General features: G+C 70.9%; 19 protein-coding genes. 9 read left to right on the forward strand and 10 right to left on the reverse strand.

All coding sequences use genetic code 11. The features are described 5' to 3' along the window. Nucleotides 1-47: 47 nt before the first annotated feature. Both CPY97_RS11315 and CPY97_RS11320 read right to left on the reverse strand, forming a co-directional pair. Nucleotides 48-602: a PH domain-containing protein gene (locus CPY97_RS11315; RefSeq protein WP_231923938.1), complete on the reverse strand. Its 555-nt coding sequence runs from the start codon at nucleotides 600-602 to the stop codon at nucleotides 48-50. A 4-nt stretch (nucleotides 603-606) separates the two neighbouring features. Then, a complete protein-coding gene (locus CPY97_RS11320) occupies nucleotides 607-1,392 on the reverse strand; it encodes a biotin--[acetyl-CoA-carboxylase] ligase (protein ID WP_096422813.1) in 786 nt (261 codons plus the stop codon). Between the two features lie 108 nt (nucleotides 1,393-1,500). Here CPY97_RS11320 and CPY97_RS11325 point away from each other — a divergent pair, with 108 nt between their 5' ends. Further along, nucleotides 1,501-2,457 carry a hypothetical protein gene (locus CPY97_RS11325; protein WP_150129268.1) on the forward strand — a complete coding sequence of 319 codons (957 nt, stop codon included), beginning with the start codon at nucleotides 1,501-1,503 and terminating at the stop codon, nucleotides 2,455-2,457. Here the strand turns inward: CPY97_RS11325 and CPY97_RS11330 are convergent. Together CPY97_RS11330 and CPY97_RS11335 are read right to left on the reverse strand one after the other, a co-directional pair. After that, nucleotides 2,454-3,698, reverse strand: a complete 1,245-nt coding sequence (locus tag CPY97_RS11330; RefSeq protein WP_096422817.1) for a type II toxin-antitoxin system HipA family toxin — start codon at nucleotides 3,696-3,698, stop codon at nucleotides 2,454-2,456. The genes CPY97_RS11325 and CPY97_RS11330 overlap by 4 nt on opposite strands. Then, nucleotides 3,695-3,967 (reverse strand): helix-turn-helix domain-containing protein, encoded by a 273-nt coding sequence (locus CPY97_RS11335; RefSeq protein ID WP_096422819.1) that lies wholly within the window; start codon nucleotides 3,965-3,967, stop codon nucleotides 3,695-3,697. Before CPY97_RS11335 ends, CPY97_RS11330 begins: the two co-directional genes overlap by 4 nt. A gap of 167 nt (nucleotides 3,968-4,134) precedes the next feature. Between CPY97_RS11335 and CPY97_RS11340 the strand changes: the two genes are divergently transcribed. After that, a complete protein-coding gene (locus tag CPY97_RS11340) occupies nucleotides 4,135-5,733 on the forward strand; it encodes an acyl-CoA carboxylase subunit beta (protein ID WP_096422821.1) in 1,599 nt (532 codons plus the stop codon). After that, nucleotides 5,730-6,008, forward strand: a complete 279-nt coding sequence (locus tag CPY97_RS11345; RefSeq protein WP_096422822.1) for an acyl-CoA carboxylase epsilon subunit — start codon at nucleotides 5,730-5,732, stop codon at nucleotides 6,006-6,008. Before CPY97_RS11340 ends, CPY97_RS11345 begins: the two co-directional genes overlap by 4 nt. Before the next feature lie 479 nt (nucleotides 6,009-6,487). Here the strand turns inward: CPY97_RS11345 and CPY97_RS11350 are convergent, their stop codons facing one another. From CPY97_RS11350 to CPY97_RS11365, 4 genes are all read right to left on the reverse strand, one after another. Beyond that, a complete protein-coding gene (locus tag CPY97_RS11350; protein WP_096422824.1) occupies nucleotides 6,488-7,525 on the reverse strand; it encodes a hypothetical protein in 1,038 nt (345 codons plus the stop codon). Beyond that, nucleotides 7,522-8,772, reverse strand: coding sequence for a sensor histidine kinase (locus CPY97_RS11355; protein WP_197702227.1), 1,251 nt, complete (start codon nucleotides 8,770-8,772; stop codon nucleotides 7,522-7,524). The genes CPY97_RS11350 and CPY97_RS11355 overlap by 4 nt, the downstream gene beginning before the upstream one ends. A gap of 61 nt (nucleotides 8,773-8,833) precedes the next feature. After that, complete coding sequence (locus CPY97_RS11360) at nucleotides 8,834-9,511, reverse strand: response regulator transcription factor (protein ID WP_231923939.1); 678 nt, start codon at nucleotides 9,509-9,511, stop codon at nucleotides 8,834-8,836. Between the two features lie 113 nt (nucleotides 9,512-9,624). Further along, entirely contained in the window at nucleotides 9,625-10,881 is a 1,257-nt protein-coding gene (locus tag CPY97_RS11365; RefSeq protein ID WP_096422826.1) for a class I SAM-dependent RNA methyltransferase, read from the reverse strand. A 43-nt stretch (nucleotides 10,882-10,924) separates the two neighbouring features. On the opposite strand from CPY97_RS11365, the gene CPY97_RS11370 reads away from it, so the two are divergent. Together CPY97_RS11370 and CPY97_RS11375 are read left to right on the forward strand one after the other, a co-directional pair. Continuing rightward, nucleotides 10,925-11,566 (forward strand): Maf family protein, encoded by a 642-nt coding sequence (locus CPY97_RS11370; protein WP_173826885.1) that lies wholly within the window; start codon nucleotides 10,925-10,927, stop codon nucleotides 11,564-11,566. A 169-nt stretch (nucleotides 11,567-11,735) separates the two neighbouring features. After that, nucleotides 11,736-13,547 carry an acetyl/propionyl/methylcrotonyl-CoA carboxylase subunit alpha gene (locus tag CPY97_RS11375; RefSeq protein WP_096422830.1) on the forward strand — a complete coding sequence of 604 codons (1,812 nt, stop codon included), beginning with the start codon at nucleotides 11,736-11,738 and terminating at the stop codon, nucleotides 13,545-13,547. A 159-nt stretch (nucleotides 13,548-13,706) separates the two neighbouring features. Here the strand turns inward: CPY97_RS11375 and CPY97_RS11380 are convergent, their stop codons facing one another. Together CPY97_RS11380 and CPY97_RS11385 are read right to left on the reverse strand one after the other, a co-directional pair. Next, on the reverse strand, nucleotides 13,707-14,702 hold the full coding sequence (locus CPY97_RS11380; RefSeq protein WP_096422832.1) for a hypothetical protein: 996 nt from the start codon (nucleotides 14,700-14,702) through the stop codon (nucleotides 13,707-13,709). A 230-nt stretch (nucleotides 14,703-14,932) separates the two neighbouring features. After that, nucleotides 14,933-16,372 carry an NAD(P)H-quinone dehydrogenase gene (locus CPY97_RS11385; protein ID WP_096422834.1) on the reverse strand — a complete coding sequence of 480 codons (1,440 nt, stop codon included), beginning with the start codon at nucleotides 16,370-16,372 and terminating at the stop codon, nucleotides 14,933-14,935. Between the two features lie 146 nt (nucleotides 16,373-16,518). Here CPY97_RS11385 and CPY97_RS11390 point away from each other — a divergent pair, with 146 nt between their 5' ends. The 4 genes from CPY97_RS11390 to CPY97_RS11405 all read left to right on the forward strand — a co-directional run bounded on the left by CPY97_RS11390 (nucleotide 16,519) and on the right by CPY97_RS11405 (nucleotide 21,095). Further along, the gene (locus CPY97_RS11390; RefSeq protein WP_096423651.1) at nucleotides 16,519-17,349 is read left to right on the forward strand and encodes a purine-nucleoside phosphorylase; all 831 of its coding nucleotides are present in this window, start codon (nucleotides 16,519-16,521) and stop codon (nucleotides 17,347-17,349) included. A 70-nt stretch (nucleotides 17,350-17,419) separates the two neighbouring features. Further along, nucleotides 17,420-19,108: a phospho-sugar mutase gene (locus tag CPY97_RS11395; protein WP_096422835.1), complete on the forward strand. Its 1,689-nt coding sequence runs from the start codon at nucleotides 17,420-17,422 to the stop codon at nucleotides 19,106-19,108. Between the two features lie 135 nt (nucleotides 19,109-19,243). Beyond that, entirely contained in the window at nucleotides 19,244-20,494 is a 1,251-nt protein-coding gene (locus tag CPY97_RS11400) for a hypothetical protein (protein WP_096422837.1), read from the forward strand. Between the two features lie 10 nt (nucleotides 20,495-20,504). Further along, nucleotides 20,505-21,095 (forward strand): hypothetical protein, encoded by a 591-nt coding sequence (locus tag CPY97_RS11405; protein WP_096422839.1) that lies wholly within the window; start codon nucleotides 20,505-20,507, stop codon nucleotides 21,093-21,095. Nucleotides 21,096-21,100: the final 5 nt, after the last annotated feature.

The raw sequence follows: 21,100 nt of genomic DNA on the forward strand, positions 1-21,100 counted from the left end.
CGGTGCCCGCGCGGTGCGACGCCCCGGTCGAGCCCGGGGCGGCCCCACTACTCGCGGTCGCGCCGGAAGCTGCCCGTCGGCGGTTCTGCCGCATCCCGTCGCCGTTGCGCCGCGACCGACGACGTCGACGTCTCCATCAGGTCGCTCAGCGCCTGCTGCACGAGCCGCGCGCTCGGCACGTCGCGCAGCATGACGGGGCGGTCGAGGCCCGTGTTGACGAGCACGTCGCCACTGCGGAACAGCAACTGCAGTCCGGCCTGCCGCACTGCCACGTCGTAGCCGCGGCTGTGCAGCATCTCGTGCCGGTGCCGCGCCAGGAGTCCGCGCTGGATGATGAGCCGGCGGGTGGTCAGCGTGTACCGGGTGTTGAGCCAGCGCACCATGGGCACCGCCCAGAACAGCAGCACGAAACCGACCGCCGCGGCGAGCACGGCGAACACCTGCCAGAGCTCCTCGACCGTGAACGCCGCCCAGCTGGCGGCGCCGACGACGATCGGCAGCAGGAGGTTCGGCAGGAAAACGCGGCGCGCGTGCGGGCGCAGGCGCACGATCACCTGCTCGGGGGCGCGCGTCGTTCCTGTCGCGTCCACCGGCCCCGTCATGTCGTCATTCATACCGCAGGTGGGTCACGTCGCCGGCGGCAATCGCCGTGAGAACTGAGTCTCGATCACGCACGAGCAGCAGGCCCGCGTCGTCGAGCCCCTCGGCCGTGCCGAGCAGCGGCGCGAGGCCCGGACGGTCGACCCTCACGGCGCGGCCGCGGGTGTGCAGCACGTCCTCGATGTCGGGCTTCAGCACCGACGGGTCGCGCGCCTCGCGCCAGCGGGCGACCAGCGGCAGCCACTCGGCCAGCCACGCCGCCAGCGCGCGGTCGGCGATGTCAGCGCTGCGAGCATCCGGAGCGTTCTCGAGCGCCAGCGACGTCGCCGTCGCGACCGGCAGCTCGTCGGCCTGCTGCGTCAGATTGAGGCCGCTGCCGACGACGACGCCGTGCGGGGTGAGCTCGGCGAGGATGCCGCTCAGCTTGCGCCCGCCCACCAGCACGTCGTTCGGCCACTTCAGGCCCGCCCCCGGCACGCCCAGCGCGCGGGCGGCGCGGGTCATCGCGAGGCCCGCCACGAGCGGCAGCCAGCCGAGGTGGGTTTCCGACGGCAGGGGATGCCCGGGGCCCGTCGCCACGAAGACGCTCACGGCGAGCGCCTGGCCGGGCCGCGTCGACCAGCTGCGGCCGAGGCGGCCACGCCCCACCGTCTGGGTGTCGGTTGCCAACAGATGCCCGTCCTGGAGTTCCGCCGCACGCGCCACGAGGGCCGAGTTGGTGCTCGGAATCTCGTCGACCCACTCGAGGTGCGGGGCGAGGGCGCGAGAGCGGGTGAGGGGCGGCGCGGTCATGAGTTCAGGCTACGGCGCTGGTCGTCGCGGTGCGCGACGCGCGCTGTGGCGCCCGCCGGCGGCGCACCGGCGGCGCACCGGCGGCGCACCGCCGTGCAGACTGGACCCATGCCCGGGCTCGCCTTCCTCGCCCTCGTGTCGAGCGTGCTGCTCGGCATCAGCGACTACCTCGGCGGGGCCCTCTCACGCCGCGTGCCGCTCATCATCGTCTTGCTCGGGTCGCAGGTCGTCGCCTCGATCGCGATCGCCGCCCGGCTGCTGGTCGACCCGTTTCGGGGCGACCTCGCCGACGCGGTGATGTGGGGGTCGATCGCGGGTCTCGCGCAGGCTGTCGGCGTGGCCGCGCTGTTCCGCGGGCTCGCGATCGGCACGATGGGCGTCGTCGCCCCCGTTTCAGCGCTGTCGGTGCTCGTGCCCGTGTCGGTTGGGCTCGCCACGGGTGACACGATCGGGCCGCTGCTCGGAGCCGGCCTCGCCGTCGCGGTCGTCGGCAGCGTGCTCGCCACCGGACCCGAAGTGGGGCGACCGCGCCCGCCGGCCTCGGGCGACTACGGGTACGTCGCGGGGGTGCGCAGCCGCCGGGCCATCCAGTCCATCGTGCTGGCCCTCATCGCCGCGGCAGGCTTCGGAACCTCGCAGGTCGGCCTCGCCCGCGGCGCCGCCGCCGACCTCACCACCACACTCATCATGACCGCGGTCGTCGTGCTCGGCGTCTACATCGTCGCGCTCTCCGCGTGGATCCACGTGCGGCTGCGGGGCGCCGCCGCCAACCTGCACCGCGGCCGACCGGCCATGCCCGCGCTCGTGCCCACGCGCATCCGGGGTCGCGATGCCGTCGCGATCGCCTCGATCGGGACGCTCGTCTACCTCGCCAACGCCGCCTACGGAACCGCCGCGCAAGCCGGCGCCCTCAGTGTCGTCGCCGTGCTGGCGTCGCTCTACCCGGCGGTCGTGGCGCTGCTCAGCTGGCGGCTGCTCGGCGAGCGCCTGCGGGCCGTGCAGACCGCGGGTGTGGTGCTCGTGCTCGCCGGGGTCGCCGCGATCGCGGCCGGCGCCGCCGCCTAACGACCTCGCGCCGCCGACAGCCCGGCCGGGCGCCCCGCCAGCAAGTTCTCGCTGAACTGCACGATATCGGGCACCACTGCAGGGTGACGCCGGTCATCGTCACCAAGTACACGCACCGCGTCACGAACACGCTCGACGGTCTGAACGACCTCAGCGCGCACCACGTCAGTGCCCCCAAACTGCTCGACGATCATGTCGAGGGTGATCGCCGCGTGTCGATACTCTCCGGCGACCGCGAGGGCCACCTCACCATCGTTGCGCTGGTGGGCCAAGGGGACAGTGTCGTAACTGGGCGCCAACGACGCACCACCGTCGGGAAAATGCATTACGCCCATGTTCTTCGCGTGCGCGTCGAGGTCACCCATGGCTACCGTCAGTGCAACTCGGCGAATGAGCGCGACCCGAGCGTCGGGCCCCAAGCGGCGCTGAATCAGCTGGTCGATGCGGTCGAGAGTGACAATGCCGCCGAATCGTTGATACTTTTCGTTCCCTGAGGCGCCGAGTGCCTGATTCATGTCTTCCTGGTGAAGGCGACCATCCGGCGCGGCCGCGTGACGATCGAATCGTTCAACCACTAGTGCCGGAACCCCGGCGATGTCGACGAGATCTGCACTGTGCGTCGCGAGGCCCACCCTGCGCGCCAACTCGTGACCGAGCCACTCGTCGGCGAGCATCGTCGGTGTAGCCGGCGCGGCGACCTTGACGATGTGCGTCGATGCGTACCCGCCGATTGGTCGAAACCACCGGACGCCCTGCCGAACCAGCACGATTTTCTGTTGCACGCCCGCGAGCGATGTTTTGCCGAGATCACGGAGGTTGCCGAGCGGTGCCCGTCGAACATCGTCGAGGATGCGCGCGATTTCTGTCTCAGAGACCGGCTCGAGCGACGGGTGGCGCGGCTCGGTTGGGTCGTCGACGTCCCACAGCTGAAGAGCACCGGCGACGTCGCGACCGAACCGCGCCAACAGGCCGATCGAGTCGTCCACGCGAAGCCCAGCCATCGCGGCGAGTGCCGCGCGGTTGTCACCCTCGGGCAGCAACTCGACGAACACGTTGACCCTGCGGGCGGCCCGGCGGGCCGGAGGCCGTGGAACCAGGGGAAGCGACTCAGAGACCATCGTGCTCGCGAGCCCAAAGGTCTCGATCGCGCCAGGGTCGGCGCGGAAGTCTGCTGTTCGTGGGTCCACGCCCTCGAGCCAGCCGACACGGGTTCCATACAACTCGACTGCCAGCCGTCTCATGCGTGTGTCTCGTCGTCGGCCGCCCCCGCCAACGGCGGGTCGGGTTCAGCGAACTCGGCGCTCAGGGTGACGTCGAGCATTCGCAGTGCGCGAAACAGCCGCTCAGCGTAGAGAGTCGGCTTGCCCGCCTCGATCTCCCAGACATAGCGCTGTGAGATGCCGAGTGCGTCCGCGAACTGACGCTGCGTTAGTCCACGCGCCATCCGTGCCTGCTGCAAGATCGCGCCCAGCGTCGTTGCGTCGGGCACGCGCCCCCGATAGATCGGCATGGACACTCCTTCAGACGATTATTTCGTAGTCAGAGTATGTGATGTGAATATTATCGTCAACTGCGGTGATGTGAATATCATCGTCACGGGCCCCCACAGCGCAGGCGCACGTTTTTGTGCGGAACCACCAACGGCACCCCGCCCACCCCGGTGGATAGGCTGACACGGTGACCGACGAGACCCCCGCCCCCGACCTGTCGACCACGGCCGGCAAGATCGCCGACCTGAAGCGTCGTTACCACGAGGCCGTGACCGCCGCCGGTGAGGCCGCGATCGAGAAGCAGCACGCCAAGGGCAAGCTGACCGCCCGCGAGCGCATCGAGCAGCTGCTCGACCACGGCAGTTTCGTCGAGCTCGACGAGTTCGTGCGGCACCGCACGCACGCCTTCGGCATGGACGCCAAGCGCCCTTACGGGGACTCGGTCGTTACCGGCACCGGCACGATTCACGGTCGCCAGGTCGCCGTCTACAGCCAAGACTTCACGATCTTCGGCGGCTCGCTCGGCGAGGTTGCCGGCGAAAAGATCATCAAGGTCATGGAGCTCGCCATCAAGACGGGTGTGCCGATCATCGGCATCCTCGACTCGGGTGGGGCGCGCATCCAGGAGGGCGTCGTCGCTCTCGGCAAGTACGGCGAGATCTTCCGGCGCAACACGGCTGCCAGCGGCGTGATCCCCCAGATCTCGATCATCTGCGGCCCGGCTGCCGGTGGTGCGGTGTACTCGCCCGCCCTCACCGACTTCGTCATCATGGTCGACAAGACCAGCCAAATGTTCGTCACCGGGCCCGACGTGATCAAGACCGTCACGGGCGAAGACGTCGGCATGGAGGAGCTCGGCGGCGCGCTCACCCACAACCGCACCTCGGGCGTCAGCCACTACCTGGCCCAGGACGAGCACGACGCGTTCGACTACGCGCGCGCCCTGCTCAGCTACCTGCCCGACAACAACCTCGCCGAGCTGCCCCAATACGAGTCGCACGCCGAGCTTGAGATCACCGACGCCGACCGGCGCCTCAACACCATGGTGCCCGACAGCCCCAACCAGCCGTACGACGTGCTCGACATCATCGACCACGTCGTTGACGAGGGCTCTTTCCTCGAAGTGCAGCCGCTGTTCGCGCCCAACATCGTCATCGGCTTCGCCCGCGTCGAGGGCCGCAGCGTCGGCGTGATCGCCAACCAGCCGAACGCCATGGCCGGCACCCTCAACATCGACGCCGGCGAGAAGGCGGCCCGCTTCGTGCGCTTCTGCGACGCGTTCTCGATCCCGATCGTGACCCTCGTCGACGTGCCCGGCTACCTGCCCGGCACCGACCAGGAGTGGACGGGCGTCATCCGCCGCGGCGCCAAGCTCCTGTACGCCTACGCCGAGGCGACCGTTCCGCTGGTGACGGTCATCACGCGCAAGGCCTACGGCGGCGCCTACATCGTCATGGGCTCGAAGCAGCTCGGCGCCGACATGAACCTCGCCTGGCCGACCGCCGAAATCGCGGTCATGGGCGGACAGGGCGCGGTGAACATCCTCTACCGCAACGAGATCAAGGCGGCCGAGGCGAACGGCGAAGACGTCGCCGCCGTGCGCACGCGGCTGGCGAACGAGTACACCTACAACGTCGCGAGCCCGTTCCTCGCGGCCGAGCGCGGCGAGATCGACGGCATCATCGAGCCGGCGGCCACCCGCGCGGCGATCATCAAGGCGCTGCGGGCCCTGAAGGGCAAGCGCGCGAGCCTGCCGCCGAAGAAGCACGGAAACATTCCGCTGTGACCGACACCAGCGACACCACTCGGGATGCTCGGGGCGCGTCCGACGACGACGCTGCCGTCGCGCCCGCCCTCCGCTTCGTCTCGGGCCATCCGACCGACGAGGAGGTGGCGGCCGTGCAGGTCGTCATCGCCGCGGTTGCGGCCGAGCGTGCGGCGCGGGGCGCCGAGCGGGTGGCGCCGCCCGTCAACCTGTGGGAGCGCAGCGCCCGCGCGATGCGCGCGCCGCTCATGGCTGGTCCCGGCCGCTGGCGCGAGTCTCGCGGCCTGCGCAGCTGACGACGGTTTCCGTCGCCCGGAGATCCCCGCGAGACCGGGATATTTCGGGCCCAAACGACGAATTCCGAAGGTTTTTGCTTCGGAATCAGTTGTGTTCCGTGGGAGCGTGCACACTTTCGCCCCCTGTGGAGAACTTTGTCCCCCGAAATTCGCGGCGAAGGGCCGGAAATGCCCCCTAACGGGGGGTTCTTGTCCCCCAATCGGCCGCAAAATGTCCCCCACATGTCCCCCCAAATGCCGACTTTCCACAGGGTTGCGGGGTTGGCACACTAGAGGCACTCGATAGTGCATTACGCACATCGCCCGTCTCGATCCATTGGGTATGAGATCGATGATTGGGGGGCGAGTAAGCGACGCATTCGGGTTGCGTCACTCACTCGATTATGAGGGGCCGGAGATGGGTACTCCGGCCCCTCAATCTTTTTCGGGGCCCAGCGCCCGCGGTCCGCAGACGTGACACCGGCCGAACGCCGGAGCGTTCACACCGGCTTCGGAATCTCCATCCAGAGGTCGACCTCGTCGTCGTCACCCTCTTCGTCGTCGCTACCCAACTCGCTCGCGCTCGCATCCCCCGCGGGGGTCAACCCGACCACGGTGATGGCCGTCGCCGAGTCGGCGGGAGCCGTACGGGCGATGATGCGCATCGCCTGCGTCTGCGCGATCGCCTCAGCCAACTCGGTAAGAGCGCCATCCATGCTCGCCTCGTCGACGTCGTCCAGGCCGCCCTCGTCGAAGAGCGTCACGACAGCGCCGCGGCGGCGAGCATCCAGCACCGCTTGGCGAACGCTGTCGTTCAAGAGGCGGCGACCGCGAATCTCATCACGGATGCCCGCCTCCAGGTACTGGCATTCGCGACGCTCCTCGTCGGTGAGGTCGCCCTGGCGCTCGGCAATGAGCCGCAGCATCGGCAGCGCCCGGTCCGTCGTGGTGCTGAGGCGCACCTGCCGCTCCGTGAGGTGCGCGTCTTGAGCCGCCTGCCAGTTGGTGGCCTCGCGCTCCGCCTCGGCAAATTGCAGGGCATCACGGCTTGCGGAGGCGAGCGCGCGCGACAGGATGTGCGCGATGGCGACCCACACCACGCTGCCGATCACGCCGATGCCGATCACGGCGCCGAAACCGCCCCACACGATCGTGTGGATCACGAGAGTGGCGATGCCCGCCCACGCGAACAGGTGACGGCGACGCGTCGAGGTGATCGTCATGAGCGTGCCCACCGCGGCGACGTACCAGGTGGCGTACCCGAGCCCACCCGGCCGTTCAAGATCGAGCACGGGCGCGATCAGCAACGGAAGCGCTGCGCACACCAGCACGTTGATGGCGGCCAGCCACGTCGGCATGCGCTCCGGTTGACCGGGCGACAGGCTGACGGCCGTCGCCGCCACATAAAGCACCATGGCGGCGAGAACCGGCAGGGGGTTCGACGGCACGTCGATCGTGTACAGGCCGAGGATGACGTGGTAGCCCGAGAACACCGCCGCAAGCGAGACGATCAGGGAGCGGGGGACACCGATTCTCATGCGTCGCCCCCGTCGCCGGCCGCCGCGCCGGAGTCGCCCGCGTCGGGATCGAATGGCACAGGGCGCGTCGCCGCGGGCCAGCGCAGGGTGACCGTCGTGCCCTGCCCGGGGGTGCTCACCACCTCGGCCTCGCCGCCCCCGCTCGCGGTGCGCTCGACGATCGAGCGACGCACGCCGAGTCGCTCCTGCGGCACGGCGGCCGCGTCGAACCCGGCCCCCGCGTCGCCGACGACGATCTCGATATGGCCGGCTCGCGCACCGGTGATATGCAGCCAGCGCTTTACCTCGGGGCCGCCGGCGTGCTGGGTGCTGTTGACCATGGCCTGCACAGCGGCGGAATAGAGCGACTCGGCGGTTCCCGCGGGAATAACCCGAGCATCCACGCTGCGCAGCCGCACCGAGAAGGTGACGGGCATGCTGCGTGCCGCCTCGCCGATGCGGTCGGCTAGCTGGCGGAAGCGCACGGTCGAACCGTCGTCGGGAGTGACGAGGGCGGCGTCCTCGAGGTGGCGTATCGCATCGGCCGCCATCTGCCCGGCGAGCTTCTTCTCGCGACCCTCGGCTGCGCGCGCCGCCGTCAACAGGGTCGTTAACACGCTGTCGTGCACGATCGCGTCCACCTGCACGCGCTCGACCTCGGTCGCGTGCTGACGCACCGCGCGCGAGTAGCGGCTGAGCGCGGTCTGCTGGGCGGAGTCGACGTTCGAGGCGGCCACCCGCAACATCGTCACGATGACGAGCACGGCGGCGCCCAAGATGATCGCGTACACCGCGTTGAAGAACCCCAGCTCGACCGGGCCGGTGCCCCCCTGCGGCAGCGCGCGGATCACGCCGTACATGAGCGGAACGACGACGAGGTAGATCGTCGCCGCGCGCGTGCGGAACCCGATCGCGGCGGCCGCTGTTGCCACCGTCGTGAGTTGGTACAGCCAGTGGTCGCCGGCCTGCACCTGCTCGACGTCGGCGACGAACATCGGCCAGGTCACGAGCGCCGCGATGTAGACGAACGCGACGACGCGCGCCGCGCCGACCACGAACCGTTTCGCGATGGCGCACAGCAGTGAGAAGACGAGCGAGGCGTAGACGAGCGGAATCGCGGTCGCCGCCCACGCCGGCTCGGCGTAGGCGTACTGCTCGAGCACGGCGGGGATCGCCTGAGCGCCGAACACGATGCCGAAGCCGGCGACCGCGCGCGACAGGATCGTGTCGACCCGGCGGCGGCTGAGCGGCGCGAGCGGCGCCTTCATGTCGGGCAGGGACCGTGGCGCCTGGACGATGGCCCTCGTGAGCCCGGATGGACGATCCGGGTTAGTCGGTGTCGTCGTCATCCGTGTCGAGCCCGGGCAGGATTCCGTCTTCGACCGCGCGACGCAGCAGGTCGACCTTGGTCGGCGCGGGGCGCCCCACCTCGACATACTTCTGACGGATGCGGTCGAGATATTCGCGTGCGGTCGCGTAGCCGATACCGAGCTGCTGCGCGGCGAGCTTCAGCGGCAGGCCGCTCGCGTACAGGTGCAGGATCTCGCGCTCACGGCGACCGAGCTGCGCCTTCGCGAAGTCGCGGTCAGCGTCGATGGCGCTCGCCCACTCGAGGTTGTTCAGCACCTCGCCGCGGGCGACCGTCTCGGCCGCCTGAATCACCGTGCGGGTACTCGACGCCTTCGGGATCACGCCCGCAGCGCCAGCGGCGAGCGCCTCGCGCACGAGCGCGACACGGTCGGCAATCGAGTGCACGAGCACCGCGGCACCGAGGGTCTGCACGTCTTTGACGTTCTCGGTGACGCTCGACCCGTCGCCGAGGCTCAGGTCGAGCACCACGACGTCGACCTCGCGCCCGGCCAGACCCTCCTGCAACTCGGCCACCGTCGCGGCGGCGAGCACGAACTCGAAGCCGGCGTTCGTGAAGGCGGCCTGCAAGCCCAGACGCACCGATTCGTGGTCGTCAACGACCGCGACTCGATGCTGCCTATCGTGCGAACCGGCCACGCGAATTACCTGACTGTCGAAGATCCTGAACCGCGCGTCTGGAGTCGTGCGTACCCGGCGCGGTCGTTCGGGTCCGACGCCGCTATGGTAGCGGGGAGGTGCGTGTGCCCGCGTCAGGCGCGCACGAGCGTGGCGACCGCCTCCAGGTGATGCGTGTGCGGAAACAGGTCGAACGCCTCCAGCCGCGCGAGCGCGTAGCCGTGCCCGGCGGCGAGCGCCACATCGCGCGCGAGCGCCACGGGGTCGCACGCGACGTACACCAGCTGGGCGGGGGCGAGGCGACCGAGAGCATCCATGACATCGCGGCCGGCGCCCGAGCGCGGCGGGTCGAGCACGACCGTCGCGGCGCGCAGCCGGGCGCGGTCCGACGCCGATGCGCTCTGCTCGAGCGAGCGCAGCCAGCGGTCGACGCGCCCCGTCTCGGCCTGCGCCCCCAGCCACTCGGCGAGGTTCTCGGCGGCGTGGTCGGTCGCGCGCGCATCGGCCTCGACGGTCGTGATCACCGTGTCGGGGCCGGCGGCGTCGGCGAACGCGGCGGCGAGCAGCCCCACCCCTCCGTAGAGGTCAAGGTTCAGAGCCCTCGGGTCGACCAGGTCGGGCACGATTGCCCGCTGCACTGCCCGCGTCAGCGCCGCCGGCGCCTCACGGTGCACCTGCCAGAACCCCGAATCGTCGAGCCGAAACTCGCGCTCGCCCACCCGCTCACGAATCAGTGACGGCGCCTGCTCGCCGATAATCAGCCGCGGGTCGCCCACCGTCGGCGCGAGCACGTCCACGGTCGGGACACCCGAAAATGTCTCCCCGAAGGGGGTCGCGGACTGCACCGCCGGCGAGGCGAGCGGAACCTCGTCGACGGGCACGACGCGGTGCGAGCGCGCCGCCATCGGGCCGAGCGCGCCGTCGGGCGCCACGTGCATCCGAATGCGAGTGCGCCAGCCCAGCCCGTTCGCGGCATCGTCGCCCGGCAGCGACTGCACCGTGACGCCGGCGGCGGGATGCTCGGAGCCGGCCTCGACATCGATGTGCGCCATGCGCGCCAACGCCTCCACGAGCACCCGGCGCTTCAGCTCGCGCTGGTGCGCGAGCGCGATGTGGCCAAACTCGGCACCGCCCGCCCGCTCGGCCGGGTCGCGCTCAACGCTCGCCGCCAGCCACACGTGCGGGCGCCGATGCTCGCTCGGCTGCAGCACCTCGACCGTGTCGGCGCGCCAAAAACTCTTCTTGCGCGTGTCGGTCAGCCGCGCCCGCACCACCTCGCCCGGAATCGCATCCGAGACGAACACGACGCGGCCCTCGTGCCGGGCCACCGACACCCCGCCGTGCGCGATGCGCTCAACCTGCAGCTCGATCTCAGTGCCCGGGGACGTCATGCGAGCCAGCCTACGGGCGGGGCATCGCGCCTACGATCGGAGCGTGCGCCTCTACCTCGCCTCCACCTCGCCCGCCCGGCTCGCCACCCTGCGCAACGTCGGCATCGAACCCATCGCCATCGCCCCCGGCGTCGACGAGGAAGCGGCCGTCGCCGCGCGCGAAGCAGAGCTCGGGTACCCGCTCGCCGCCGCCGACATGGTGCAGCTGCTCGCGCGGGCCAAAGCCGAAGCGATCATCGGCGCCGAACCCGGAGGCGAGATGCTCGACGGGTTCATCCTCGGCGGCGACAGCGCCTTCGAACTCGACGGCGCCATCTACGGCAAGCCGCACCGGCCCGAGGTCGCCTTTGAGCGCTGGCAGGTGCAGCGCGGGCGCAGCGGAATCCTGCACTCCGGACACTGGGTCATCGACCACCGCGGCGGCCAGGTGCGGGGAGCCGTCGGCCGGCCATCCAGCGCCGTCGTGCACTTCGCCACCGACATCGAAGACGCCGAAATCGAGGCGTACATCGCCACCGGCGAACCGCTGAAAGTCGCCGGAGCCTTCACCATCGACTCCAAAGGCGCCCCCTTCATCGACCGCATCGAAGGCGACCCACACACCGTCGTCGGGCTCAGCGTGCCGCTCCTGCGCGTGCTCGTGCACGAGCTCGGCGGGCGGTTCACCGACCTCTGGAACCGGTAGCGGGCATCCCGCAGCCTGGTCTGCGAACGGCGCGCGGGCATCCCGCAGCGCGATGTCGGGCCGGATGCGCGCATCCCGGTTGCGTTGTCGGCTCGCGCAACGCACCGCGCCCCCTTTTGTGGATGCGCGCCAACCGTCGGGTGGGGCGGCGGGCCTAGGGTAGAGAACCATGGCCCGAATTACGAAGGTGCTCATCGCCAACCGCGGTGAGATCGCCGTCCGCGTCATCCGCGCAGCCCGTGACTCCGGCATCGGCACTGTTGCCGTGTACGCCGACCAGGACCGCGACGCCCGCCACGTCGTGCTCGCCGACGAGGCGTACGCGCTCGGCGGCACCACCAGTGCTGAGACGTACCTCGTCATCGACAAGCTCCTATCGGTCGCCCGCCGCTCGGGCGCCGACGCCGTGCACCCCGGCTACGGCTTCCTCGCCGAAAACGCCGACTTCGCCCGCGCCGTCATCGACGCCGGCCTCACCTGGATCGGCCCCTCGCCCGAGGCCATCGACGCACTCGGCGACAAGGTGCGCGCCCGGCACATCGCCGAAAAAGTCGGCGCCCCGCTCGCCCTCGGAACCCTCAACCCCGTCGCCTCGGCTGACGAGGTCTTGGAGTTCGTCGACCAGCACGGCCTGCCCGTCGCCATCAAGGCCGCCTACGGCGGCGGCGGCCGCGGCCTCAAAGTCGCACGCACCCGCGAGGAAGTGCCCGACCTGTTCGAGTCGGCAACCCGCGAGGCGATCGCCGCCTTCGGCCGCGGCGAATGCTTCGTCGAGAAGTACCTCGACAAGCCCCGCCACGTCGAAACCCAGTGCCTCGCCGACGCACACGGCACTGTCGTCGTCATCTCCACCCGCGACTGCTCGCTGCAGCGCCGCCACCAGAAGCTCGTCGAGGAGGCGCCGGCGCCGTTCCTGACTTCTGAACAGACCGCGTTGTTGTACGACGCGTCGAAGGCGATCCTGCGCGAGGCTCAGTATGTTGGCGCAGGCACCTGCGAGTTCCTCATCGGGGCCGACGGAACCGTCTCATTCCTCGAGGTGAATACGCGACTGCAGGTCGAGCATCCCGTCTCGGAGGAGGTCACCGGCATCGACCTGGTGCGCGAGCAGTTTCGCATCGCTGAGGGCGAGGCGATCGGCTACGGAGACCCCGAAGCGCACGGGCACTCGATCGAGTTCCGCATCAACGGCGAAGACCCCGGGCTGGGCTTCATGCCGATGCCCGGCCCCGTGCACGCGCTGCGGTTCCCCGGCGGCCCCGGCGTGCGCGTCGACTCGGGCGTCACCACGGGCGACGTCATCTCGGGCGCCTTCGACTCGCTTCTCGCGAAGCTCATCGTCACCGGAAAGACCCGTGAGGATGCTCTCGAGCGCTCGCGCCGCGCCCTCGCCGAATTCGAGGTGGCCGGCCTCCCCACCGTCCTGCCCTTCCACCGCGCCGTCGTCGACGACCCCGCGTTCGCGCCGTCGAACGGCGAGCCGTTCAGCGTCTACACCCGCTGGATCGAGACCGAGTTCGCGGGCGAGCTCGAACCCTGGAGCGGCACCCTCACCGGCGCCGAAGTCACCGGGCCCGCAGCGCGCTCGACCGTCGTCGTCGAAGTCAACGGCAAGCGCATGGAGGTGTCGCTGCCCGAGTCGCTCGTCGGCGTCGGCGGGGGCGGCTCCGGTGTCGGAGGCTCGAGCGCTGGCGGCGCCGTAGCCGGGCAGGCCCCCGCACCGCGGCGACGCGGCGGCGGCGCGGCCGCCGCCGGCGGGTCGGGCGACAGCGTGTCGAGCCCCATGCAGGCCACCGTCGTGAAGCTCGCCGTCGCCGAGGGTGACACGGTGGTCGCGGGTGACCTCGTCGTCGTGCTCGAAGCCATGAAGATGGAGCAGCCGATGACCGCCCACAAGGACGGCGTCGTGGCGTCCATCGGCGCGTCCGTCGGCGAGACCGTGGCCGCGGGCCACGTCCTGCTCACGATCGCCGACGCGTAGCCGCGCGTTCCCGCGTTCCCGGCCCCGCGCATCCCGCGTTTCTCCCCCCGCGCGGCCGCTCACACCCAACCTCCTGAGTTCGAGCCCGTTTGCGCAACTCGCGCGGCCTCGGGCGCCCACGAGTTGCGCAAACCCGCGCGAGTTCGGCGTGCTCCGTCGTCAGCAAGGCTCCCTCCAGCCCCGCGGGAAGATGAAGCCGGCCCGCCGCAGTCGCTCTGCCAGACGAGTGGTCGAACGACCGATCCTCCAGTCAGCCCGAGCGAAACCTCTCACCTGCGCGCGGATCTCGTCCTCCCGCAGCTTCTCATCAAACAGCACCTCCTCGGCCGACCGACCGTCCCGCATGCCGGGGTCGGTCAGCTTGACCTTCCCGTCGAACTCCAAGACAAAGTCCTGATCGGGCCAGTAGAAGTCCGCAAAGTACTGAGCTCCCGAATCGCCGCGAAACTCAACCTGCAGTTCGGGCGGAGGGACTCCCAGTCGATGAAGCGTGACCCTCACCAGTGACTCGCCCGCGCTGCCGGCGCGAGCATCCGCGAATTGGGCCACCCGTAGCGCACGAGTTCGCCCTCGTCTGACGGGGCGGGCCGCGCAGCAGTCGATCAGGGCGTCGCGGTCGAGTGGCGCGCGCACGAAACCCGTGGTGATCCCGCGCAGGGCGGCGTCGGCCACCATGACGGATGCGGCCATCGAGGTGGTGGCGGCCGCGTCAGCGACGGTGCGGGCGAGCGACGTGACAGGGAGCCAGTCGATACGAGCACCGTCGTCACGTTGCCCGGCGGTGTGCCGCACCAGCCCACCCGGTCGTTTGCTCGACGAGTGACGCCCGCCCGTGACGTCCGTGCGCAGCAGGTGAACAGTCTCAGGCCACGCATCAAGCCACGGCAGCCGCCAGAGCGCGGCTGCACTCGGTCCGGCGACAAGATCGTGCGGGTGGAGTCGCCCCACCGCCGCCGCGTGGATGCGCGCCCGATATTTGGCGTGTCGGTCGAGGCCTAACCAGACGGCCGCGCTGATGCAGGCACCGCGGGCCAGCCGAACGTATTCACCTCGATCAACGGCACGGTCGAGGTTGCGCCGGAAGCCGGGATCGTCAAGAGCGCCGACGCGCACCAGCCCGTCGCGGTCAGAGAAAGTGGAGAGATCGACATGCATGCAGCGAGGTTCACCCCATGGGCGCGCGCGTGTAGGTGATCTCGACCGATGAGTGGACGACGCTCGGCAGAGCCTCGTGGGGAGGAGGTGGCGACGTCCGACCGGGAAGTCACCGTGCCACTCTGCGCAACTCGTGCGGGTCTGCGACTGCGCGAGTTGCGTGAACCAGCTCGATCTAGGCGCGGGCGGGCGGGGCGGCGCGCCGGCGGGCAGGGGCCGGAGGCGCCCGCCTACTCGCGGCGCACGTGCATGGCGCGGGCGGCGTCGGTGATGCCGCCCGACAGCGACGGGTAGACGCTCATCGCCGAGGCGAGCTGGTCGACGGTGAGACGGTGCTCGACGGCGAGCGCGATCGGCAGGATCAGCTCGGATGCTCGGGGCGCGACGACGACTCCGCCGATGACGGTGCCCGAGGTGCGGGAGGCGAAGAGCTTGATGAAGCCCTCCTTGATGCCCTGCATTTTGGCGCGCGGGTTCGACGACAGGGGCAGCTTGTAGACGGTGCCGCGCGCGACCCCGGTTTCGACGTCGAGCTGCGAGAAGCCGACGGTCGCGATCTCGGGGTGGGTGAAGATGTTCGAGGTGATGTTGCGCTTCTCGATCGGGTCGACCGCGTCGCCCATGGCGTGGAACACCGCCGTGCGCCCCTGCATCGACGCGACGGAGGCGAGCGGCAGGTAGTCGCTGCAGTCGCCGACCGCGTAGATCGACGGGATGGAGGTGCGCGCGACCCGGTTGACGCGAATGTGCCCCGACTCGGTGAGCTGCACGCCCGCCTCTTCGAGGCCGATGCCGGCCGTGTTGGGCACGGCGCCGACGGCCATGAGGCAGTGCGACCCCATGATGACCCGCCCATCCGACAGGGTGACGCGTACTCCGTCGCCGACGTTCTCGACCGTGGATGCTCGCGAGGCCGACAGCACGTCGATCCCGTTCGAGCGAAACACCTTCTCAATGAGCGACGCGGCGTCGACGTCCTCTCCGGGCAGCACCTGGTCGCGCGACGAGACGAGGGTGACGCGCGCCCCGAGCGAGCGGTAGGCGGAGGCGAATTCGGCGCCGGTGACTCCTGAGCCGACGACGATGAGGTGCTCGGGCACGTCGTCGAGGCCGTACAGCTGCTTCCACGTCAGCACGCGTTCGCCGTCGGGCTGGGCGCTCGGCAGTTCGCGCGGCGAGGCGCCGACGGCGACGATGATGGTGTCAGCCTCGCACTCGTCGAAGTCGACACGCTTCTTGCTGTGGCCGGTCGAGACGACGACGCGGTTCGGGCCATCGAGCCGCGCATCCCCGTTCAGGATGCGCACGCCGGCCTTCTCGAGCTGCTCGTGCATGTCTTGCGACTGTTGGGCGGCGAGCCGCAGCAGCCGATGGTTGATGGCGGTGAGGTTGACGGCGATTTCGGGCTTGACGGCCCGGCCGGCTTCGGTGCGTGAGTAGAACTGCACGCCCACTTCGGCGGCCTCGGTGATCGCCTCGGCTGCCTCAGCGGTGGCGATGAGGGTCTTCGATGGCACGACGTCGGTGAGCACGGCCGATCCCCCGACCCCGCTGCGCTCGATGAGGGTCACCTCGGCGCCGAGCTGCGCGCCGGCGAGCGCCGCCTCGTAGCCACCGGGCCCTCCGCCGAGGATCACGATCTGGTGTTTGCGTTCGAATTGGGTCGCCACCCGCCCATTCTTCCACCCGGCAGGGATGCCCGGGGCTGGCCCCCGAGCTCCCGTCCCGGCCGGCGGGCGGCGCGCGACCGCACGGCCGCTGCATGCGCGCAGATGAGCGTGAGCCCGCGCATCCGCGCGACTCTACGATGGTGTCCATGTCCCACGCGCAGAACCCGCTCGACGACCCGACCGCCGACCCCTTCGCCATCGCGCGCGAGGCGGCGGCCCAGCTGGCCGAGGCCACCGGCGTCGACCGCCACGACATCGCGTTGACGCTCGGCTCGGGGTGGGCGAAGGCCGCCGACCTGATTGGTGAGACGACGCACACGATCCCCGCGCCCGAGATCGTGGGGTTCTCGAAGCCGGCGCTCGAGGGCCACGTCGGCACGCTCCGGTCCGTGCTGCTGCCGAACGGCAAGCGCGCGCTCGTGATCGGCGCCCGCACCCACTACTACGAGGGTCATGGCGTGCGCCGGGTCGTGCACTCGGTGCGCACGGCGGCCGCCGCGGGCGCGACGACGATGGTGCTGACGAACGGCGCCGGGGGCATCAAGCCCGAGTGGCAGCCGGGCACCCCCGTGCTGATCAGCGACCACATCAACCTCACCGCCGACAGCCCGCTCGAGGGCGCGACGTTCATCGACCTCACCGACCTGTACTCGGCACGCCTGCGCGAGATCGCACGCACGATCGACCCGACGCTCGACGACGGCGTGTACGTGCAGAACCGCGGCCCGCACTACGAGACGCCCGCTGAGGTGCAGATGGCGAAGACCATCGGCGGCCACATCGTCGGCATGTCGACGGCGCTCGAGGCGATCGCGGCCCGCCAGGCCGGCATGGAAATTCTCGGCCTCTCGCTCATCACGAACCTCGCCGCGGGCATCAGCCCCGAGCCGCTCAGCCACCAGGAGGTCATCGACGCCGGCCGCGCCGCCGAGCCGGTGATCAGCGCCCTGCTGGCGAAGATCGTCGCCGCGATCTAGGCGAGTACCGCCCGCGACGCGCATCCCGAGACAACGACGCGCATCCCGAACCACCGAAGGAGACGCCCCGATGACGCACCTCGACTCCGCGAAGGCCTGGCGCGAGCAGGACCCCGACCCGGTCACGCGCGCCGAATTGGATGCACTCATCACCGCCGCAGAAGACGGTGACGTCGCCGCCACTGCCGAGCTCGCCGACCGCTTCGACACGCGCCTCGCCTTCGGCACGGCGGGCCTGCGCGGCGAACTCGGAGCGGGGTCGAACCGGATGAACCGCGTGCTCGTGTCGCAGGCCGCCGCCGGCTTCGCACGGTTCCTGCTCGCTCGCGAGTCGCACCCGAGCGTGGTGATCGGCTACGACGGGCGCGTGAACTCCGACGTGTTCGCGCGCGACACGGCTGAGATCATGGCCGGCGCCGGAGTGCGCGCGATCCTCCTGCCGCGGCTCCTGCCGACCCCGGTCCTGGCGTTCGCCGTTCGCCACCTCGGGGTAAGCGCCGGCGTCATGGTCACCGCAAGCCACAACCCGCCGCGCGACAACGGCTACAAGGTGTACCTCGGCGGGGCCGACCAGGGGTCGCAGATCGTCGCGCCGGTCGACGGCGAGATTCACGCCGCGATCCTCGAGGTCGCGAACTCGACGACGGTCGATCTGATCCCCCGCTCGACCCACTACGAGACGGCCGAAGACGACATCGTCGAGGCGTACGTCGTCGCGACGGCGGGGATTGCGGGCGAGAGTTCCGCGCCGGGCGCGACCCCGCGCATCCCGGTGCCGTTCACGTACACGGCGATGCACGGCGTTGGTTACGAGACGAGCCGCGCCGTGTTCGACCGTGCCGGCTTCGCCGAGCCCACCGTGGTGGTCGAACAGCGCGACCCCGACGGGGCTTTCCCGACGGTGGCGTTCCCGAACCCGGAGGAGCCGGGCGCCATGGACCTCGCCGAGGCGACCGCCAGCGCCGCCGGCTCGCAGCTGATCATCGCGCACGACCCCGACGCCGACCGGCTCGCGGTGGCGATCCCCGACGCGACGTCGGCGACGGGCTGGCGCAGGCTTACGGGCAACGAGGTGGGCACGCTGCTCGGCTGGCGCGCCGCCGAGCGCGAGGTCGCCCGCGGCGGCACGGGAACGCTCGCGGCGTCGATCGTGTCGAGCCCCGCGCTCGTGGCGATCGCCGACCACTTCGGTCTGCCGTACCGCGACACCCTCACCGGATTCAAGTGGGTGAGCCGCGTCGAGAACCTCGCCTTCGGCTACGAGGAGGCCCTCGGCTACCTCGTCAACCCGCAGTCGATCCGCGACAAGGACGGCATCTCGGCCTCGACCGAGTTCCTCGCGATGGCGGGCGAGCTCGCCGCGGAGGGGCGCACGGTCGCCGACCGGCTGCGCGAGGCCGACGAGGTCTTCGGCGCCTTCGCCTCCAGCCAGGTCTCGGTGCGCGTCACCGAGCTGGCCGCGATCGGCCGCATCATGGCCAGCATTCGGGATGCTCGCCCCACCGCGATCGGCGGAATCCCCGTCACGCAGACCGACGACTTCGCGAACGGCTTCGGCGACTTCGGGCCGAGCGACATCCTGCGGTTCTGGATGGACGGCGGCTCACGCGTCATCGTGCGCCCGAGCGGCACCGAGCCGAAGGTGAAGGTGTACATCGACGCGGTGTCGCACGACGGTACGGCCGAGCAGCGCCGCGCCGCCGCCGAGGCGACAGTCGCCGCGCTGACCGCCGGCGCGCAGGAGCTGCTCGCCGAGTAGCACGCGCCGGCCGCCGGCCGCCGCACGCAGCGCGCCGCGCGGGCCGAACTCGTGCGGGTTCGCGCAGGTCGTGCCGCCGCACCGCCGCACGATGTGCGCGAACCCGCACGAGCTGACCCCGCCTAGGCTGATGGGGTGACCGCCGCACCCGCCGACCCCGCACCTCGGGCCGGCCGAGCCTCCGGCGCGCATCCCGACCCCCTGCTGCCGCGGCCCGTCGCGGTGGTGTGGTTTCTCGCCCTGCTGTTCTTCGCTGCGGGGCTCGTCGTCGGCGGCGTGATCGGTGGCGACGCCGCGACGACGGGCACGAGCATCCTGTCGCTCGCCGCCGTGTTGCTCGGCGTCACGGGGCAGGGCCTGCTCTACGCCCGCCGGGGCTACGATGCCCTCGACCGCCTGCAGCGCGTCGCGACGACGTCGATCGCGCTCGCCTCGGCCCTCGCGACGGGCGGCATCGTCGCCCTGATCGTGTTCGGCCCCGACCGTCCGATCGGCCCGGTCACCGCGGTCGCCGCGGCCGCCGTCATGGCCGCGGCCGCGTCGGCCGCGGCCGCCACGAGCGTGCTGATCCGCCCGCACGTCGAAGCCATGCCCGCGCACATCTGGGCCGGCATCGGCGGCTCGGGCCTCGCGGTGCCGTTCATGGTCGCGGGCGTCGACCCGGCCCTCATCGTCGCGGCGACCGTCGGCCTCGCGACGTACGACCGGGTGCGCGGCCGCCGCATCCACCGCGACCTGGAGCGCCGCCGCGCCCTGTCGTCGTCGATCGACGAGCGCGGCATCCCGGTGCGCGGGCTTCCCGGCTCCCCCGTCGTCGAGCGCACCCGCCCGCGCGTGCCGTGGAGCAGGCGCGAGCGTCGCCTCAGCCTCGCCCTCGGCGTCGCCGCCCTGCTCACCGTGGTTGGCGCGTGGGTGGGCGGGGTGCTCATCGCCGACGCCGCGCCCGGCCTCGTCTCGGCGGGTCAGGGCCTCGCGGTCGTCACCCTCGGAGCGATCCCCCTTCTCGCGCAACTCGCGCTCCTCCTGCGCGTCGCCACTCGCGCCCGGCGCGTCATTGCGACGACGGGCGCGGTCATCGTCGCCGCATCCGCCGCCGTGCTCATCACCCCGTCCGAGTCGGTGGCGCTCGTCGCCTGGGCGGTGCAGAGCGTCGCGGTCGGGTTCGCCGTCGCCGCCGTCACCCGGATGCTCGTCCCCGGCACCGCTCTCGGCGCGGCCGCCATCATGGTCGCCTCCGCGACGGCGTGGTGGGTGGTCGTCGTCACCTCCGGCGGCATCGCGCTGGCGTTCGGCGCCGTGCTGACCACGCTGCTCGCGCTGCGCCGCCGCACCACCGACGGCAACCTGCCGCCCGCCGAAGGCGCAGCTCCCGCGCAGCCCGCCTAGGCTGGAAGCCATGAGCATCGTCGACCGTCTCGCCTCCCCACCGACCACCCGCATGTCGGGAGTGGCATGGGCATCGGCGGCCGCCGTCGGCTTCGTCATGGCGTCGTTTGGGCTCACCCTGTTCTCGACGCCCGGCGACTCGCAAGAGACGCTGCTACTCATCTCGAACCTGACCGGGCTGCTCGGCGTCTTCGCCTTCCACGCCCTCCTGCGTGCCGTGCACGCGGCGGTCGGGCGTCGAGGTGTTCCCGCCTGGCTCTTGCCTCTCGCCTACGCGTTGCTGCTCGCACGGGCAATCGTCTTGGTGCCCTACTTCGTGGAGGGCGCGGTCGTCGCGCTACCGGCCGCCCTCGTGCCCGCCATCCCGATCGTGTTCTTCGCGCTCGCCGGAGCCGCGGCCGCGTGCGCCGCCATCAGCTGGATGCCCGCCACGCCCGAATCGCGCACACCGCTGCGCATCGCCGTCGTCGGCCTCACGATCGGCATCGTGGTGATGCTCATGCTGCTGACCGGCACCGGGCTCGTGCTGATCGTCGTGTCGCTCGCGCTCGCCGTCATGAACGCTTTCCGGAAGCCCGCGGCGGCCGTCGACGAGGAGTAACGCGA

The sequence above is a fragment of the Microcella alkaliphila genome, assembly GCF_002355395.1.
GTDB classification, from domain to species: Bacteria; Actinomycetota; Actinomycetes; order Actinomycetales; family Microbacteriaceae; genus Microcella; species Microcella alkaliphila_A.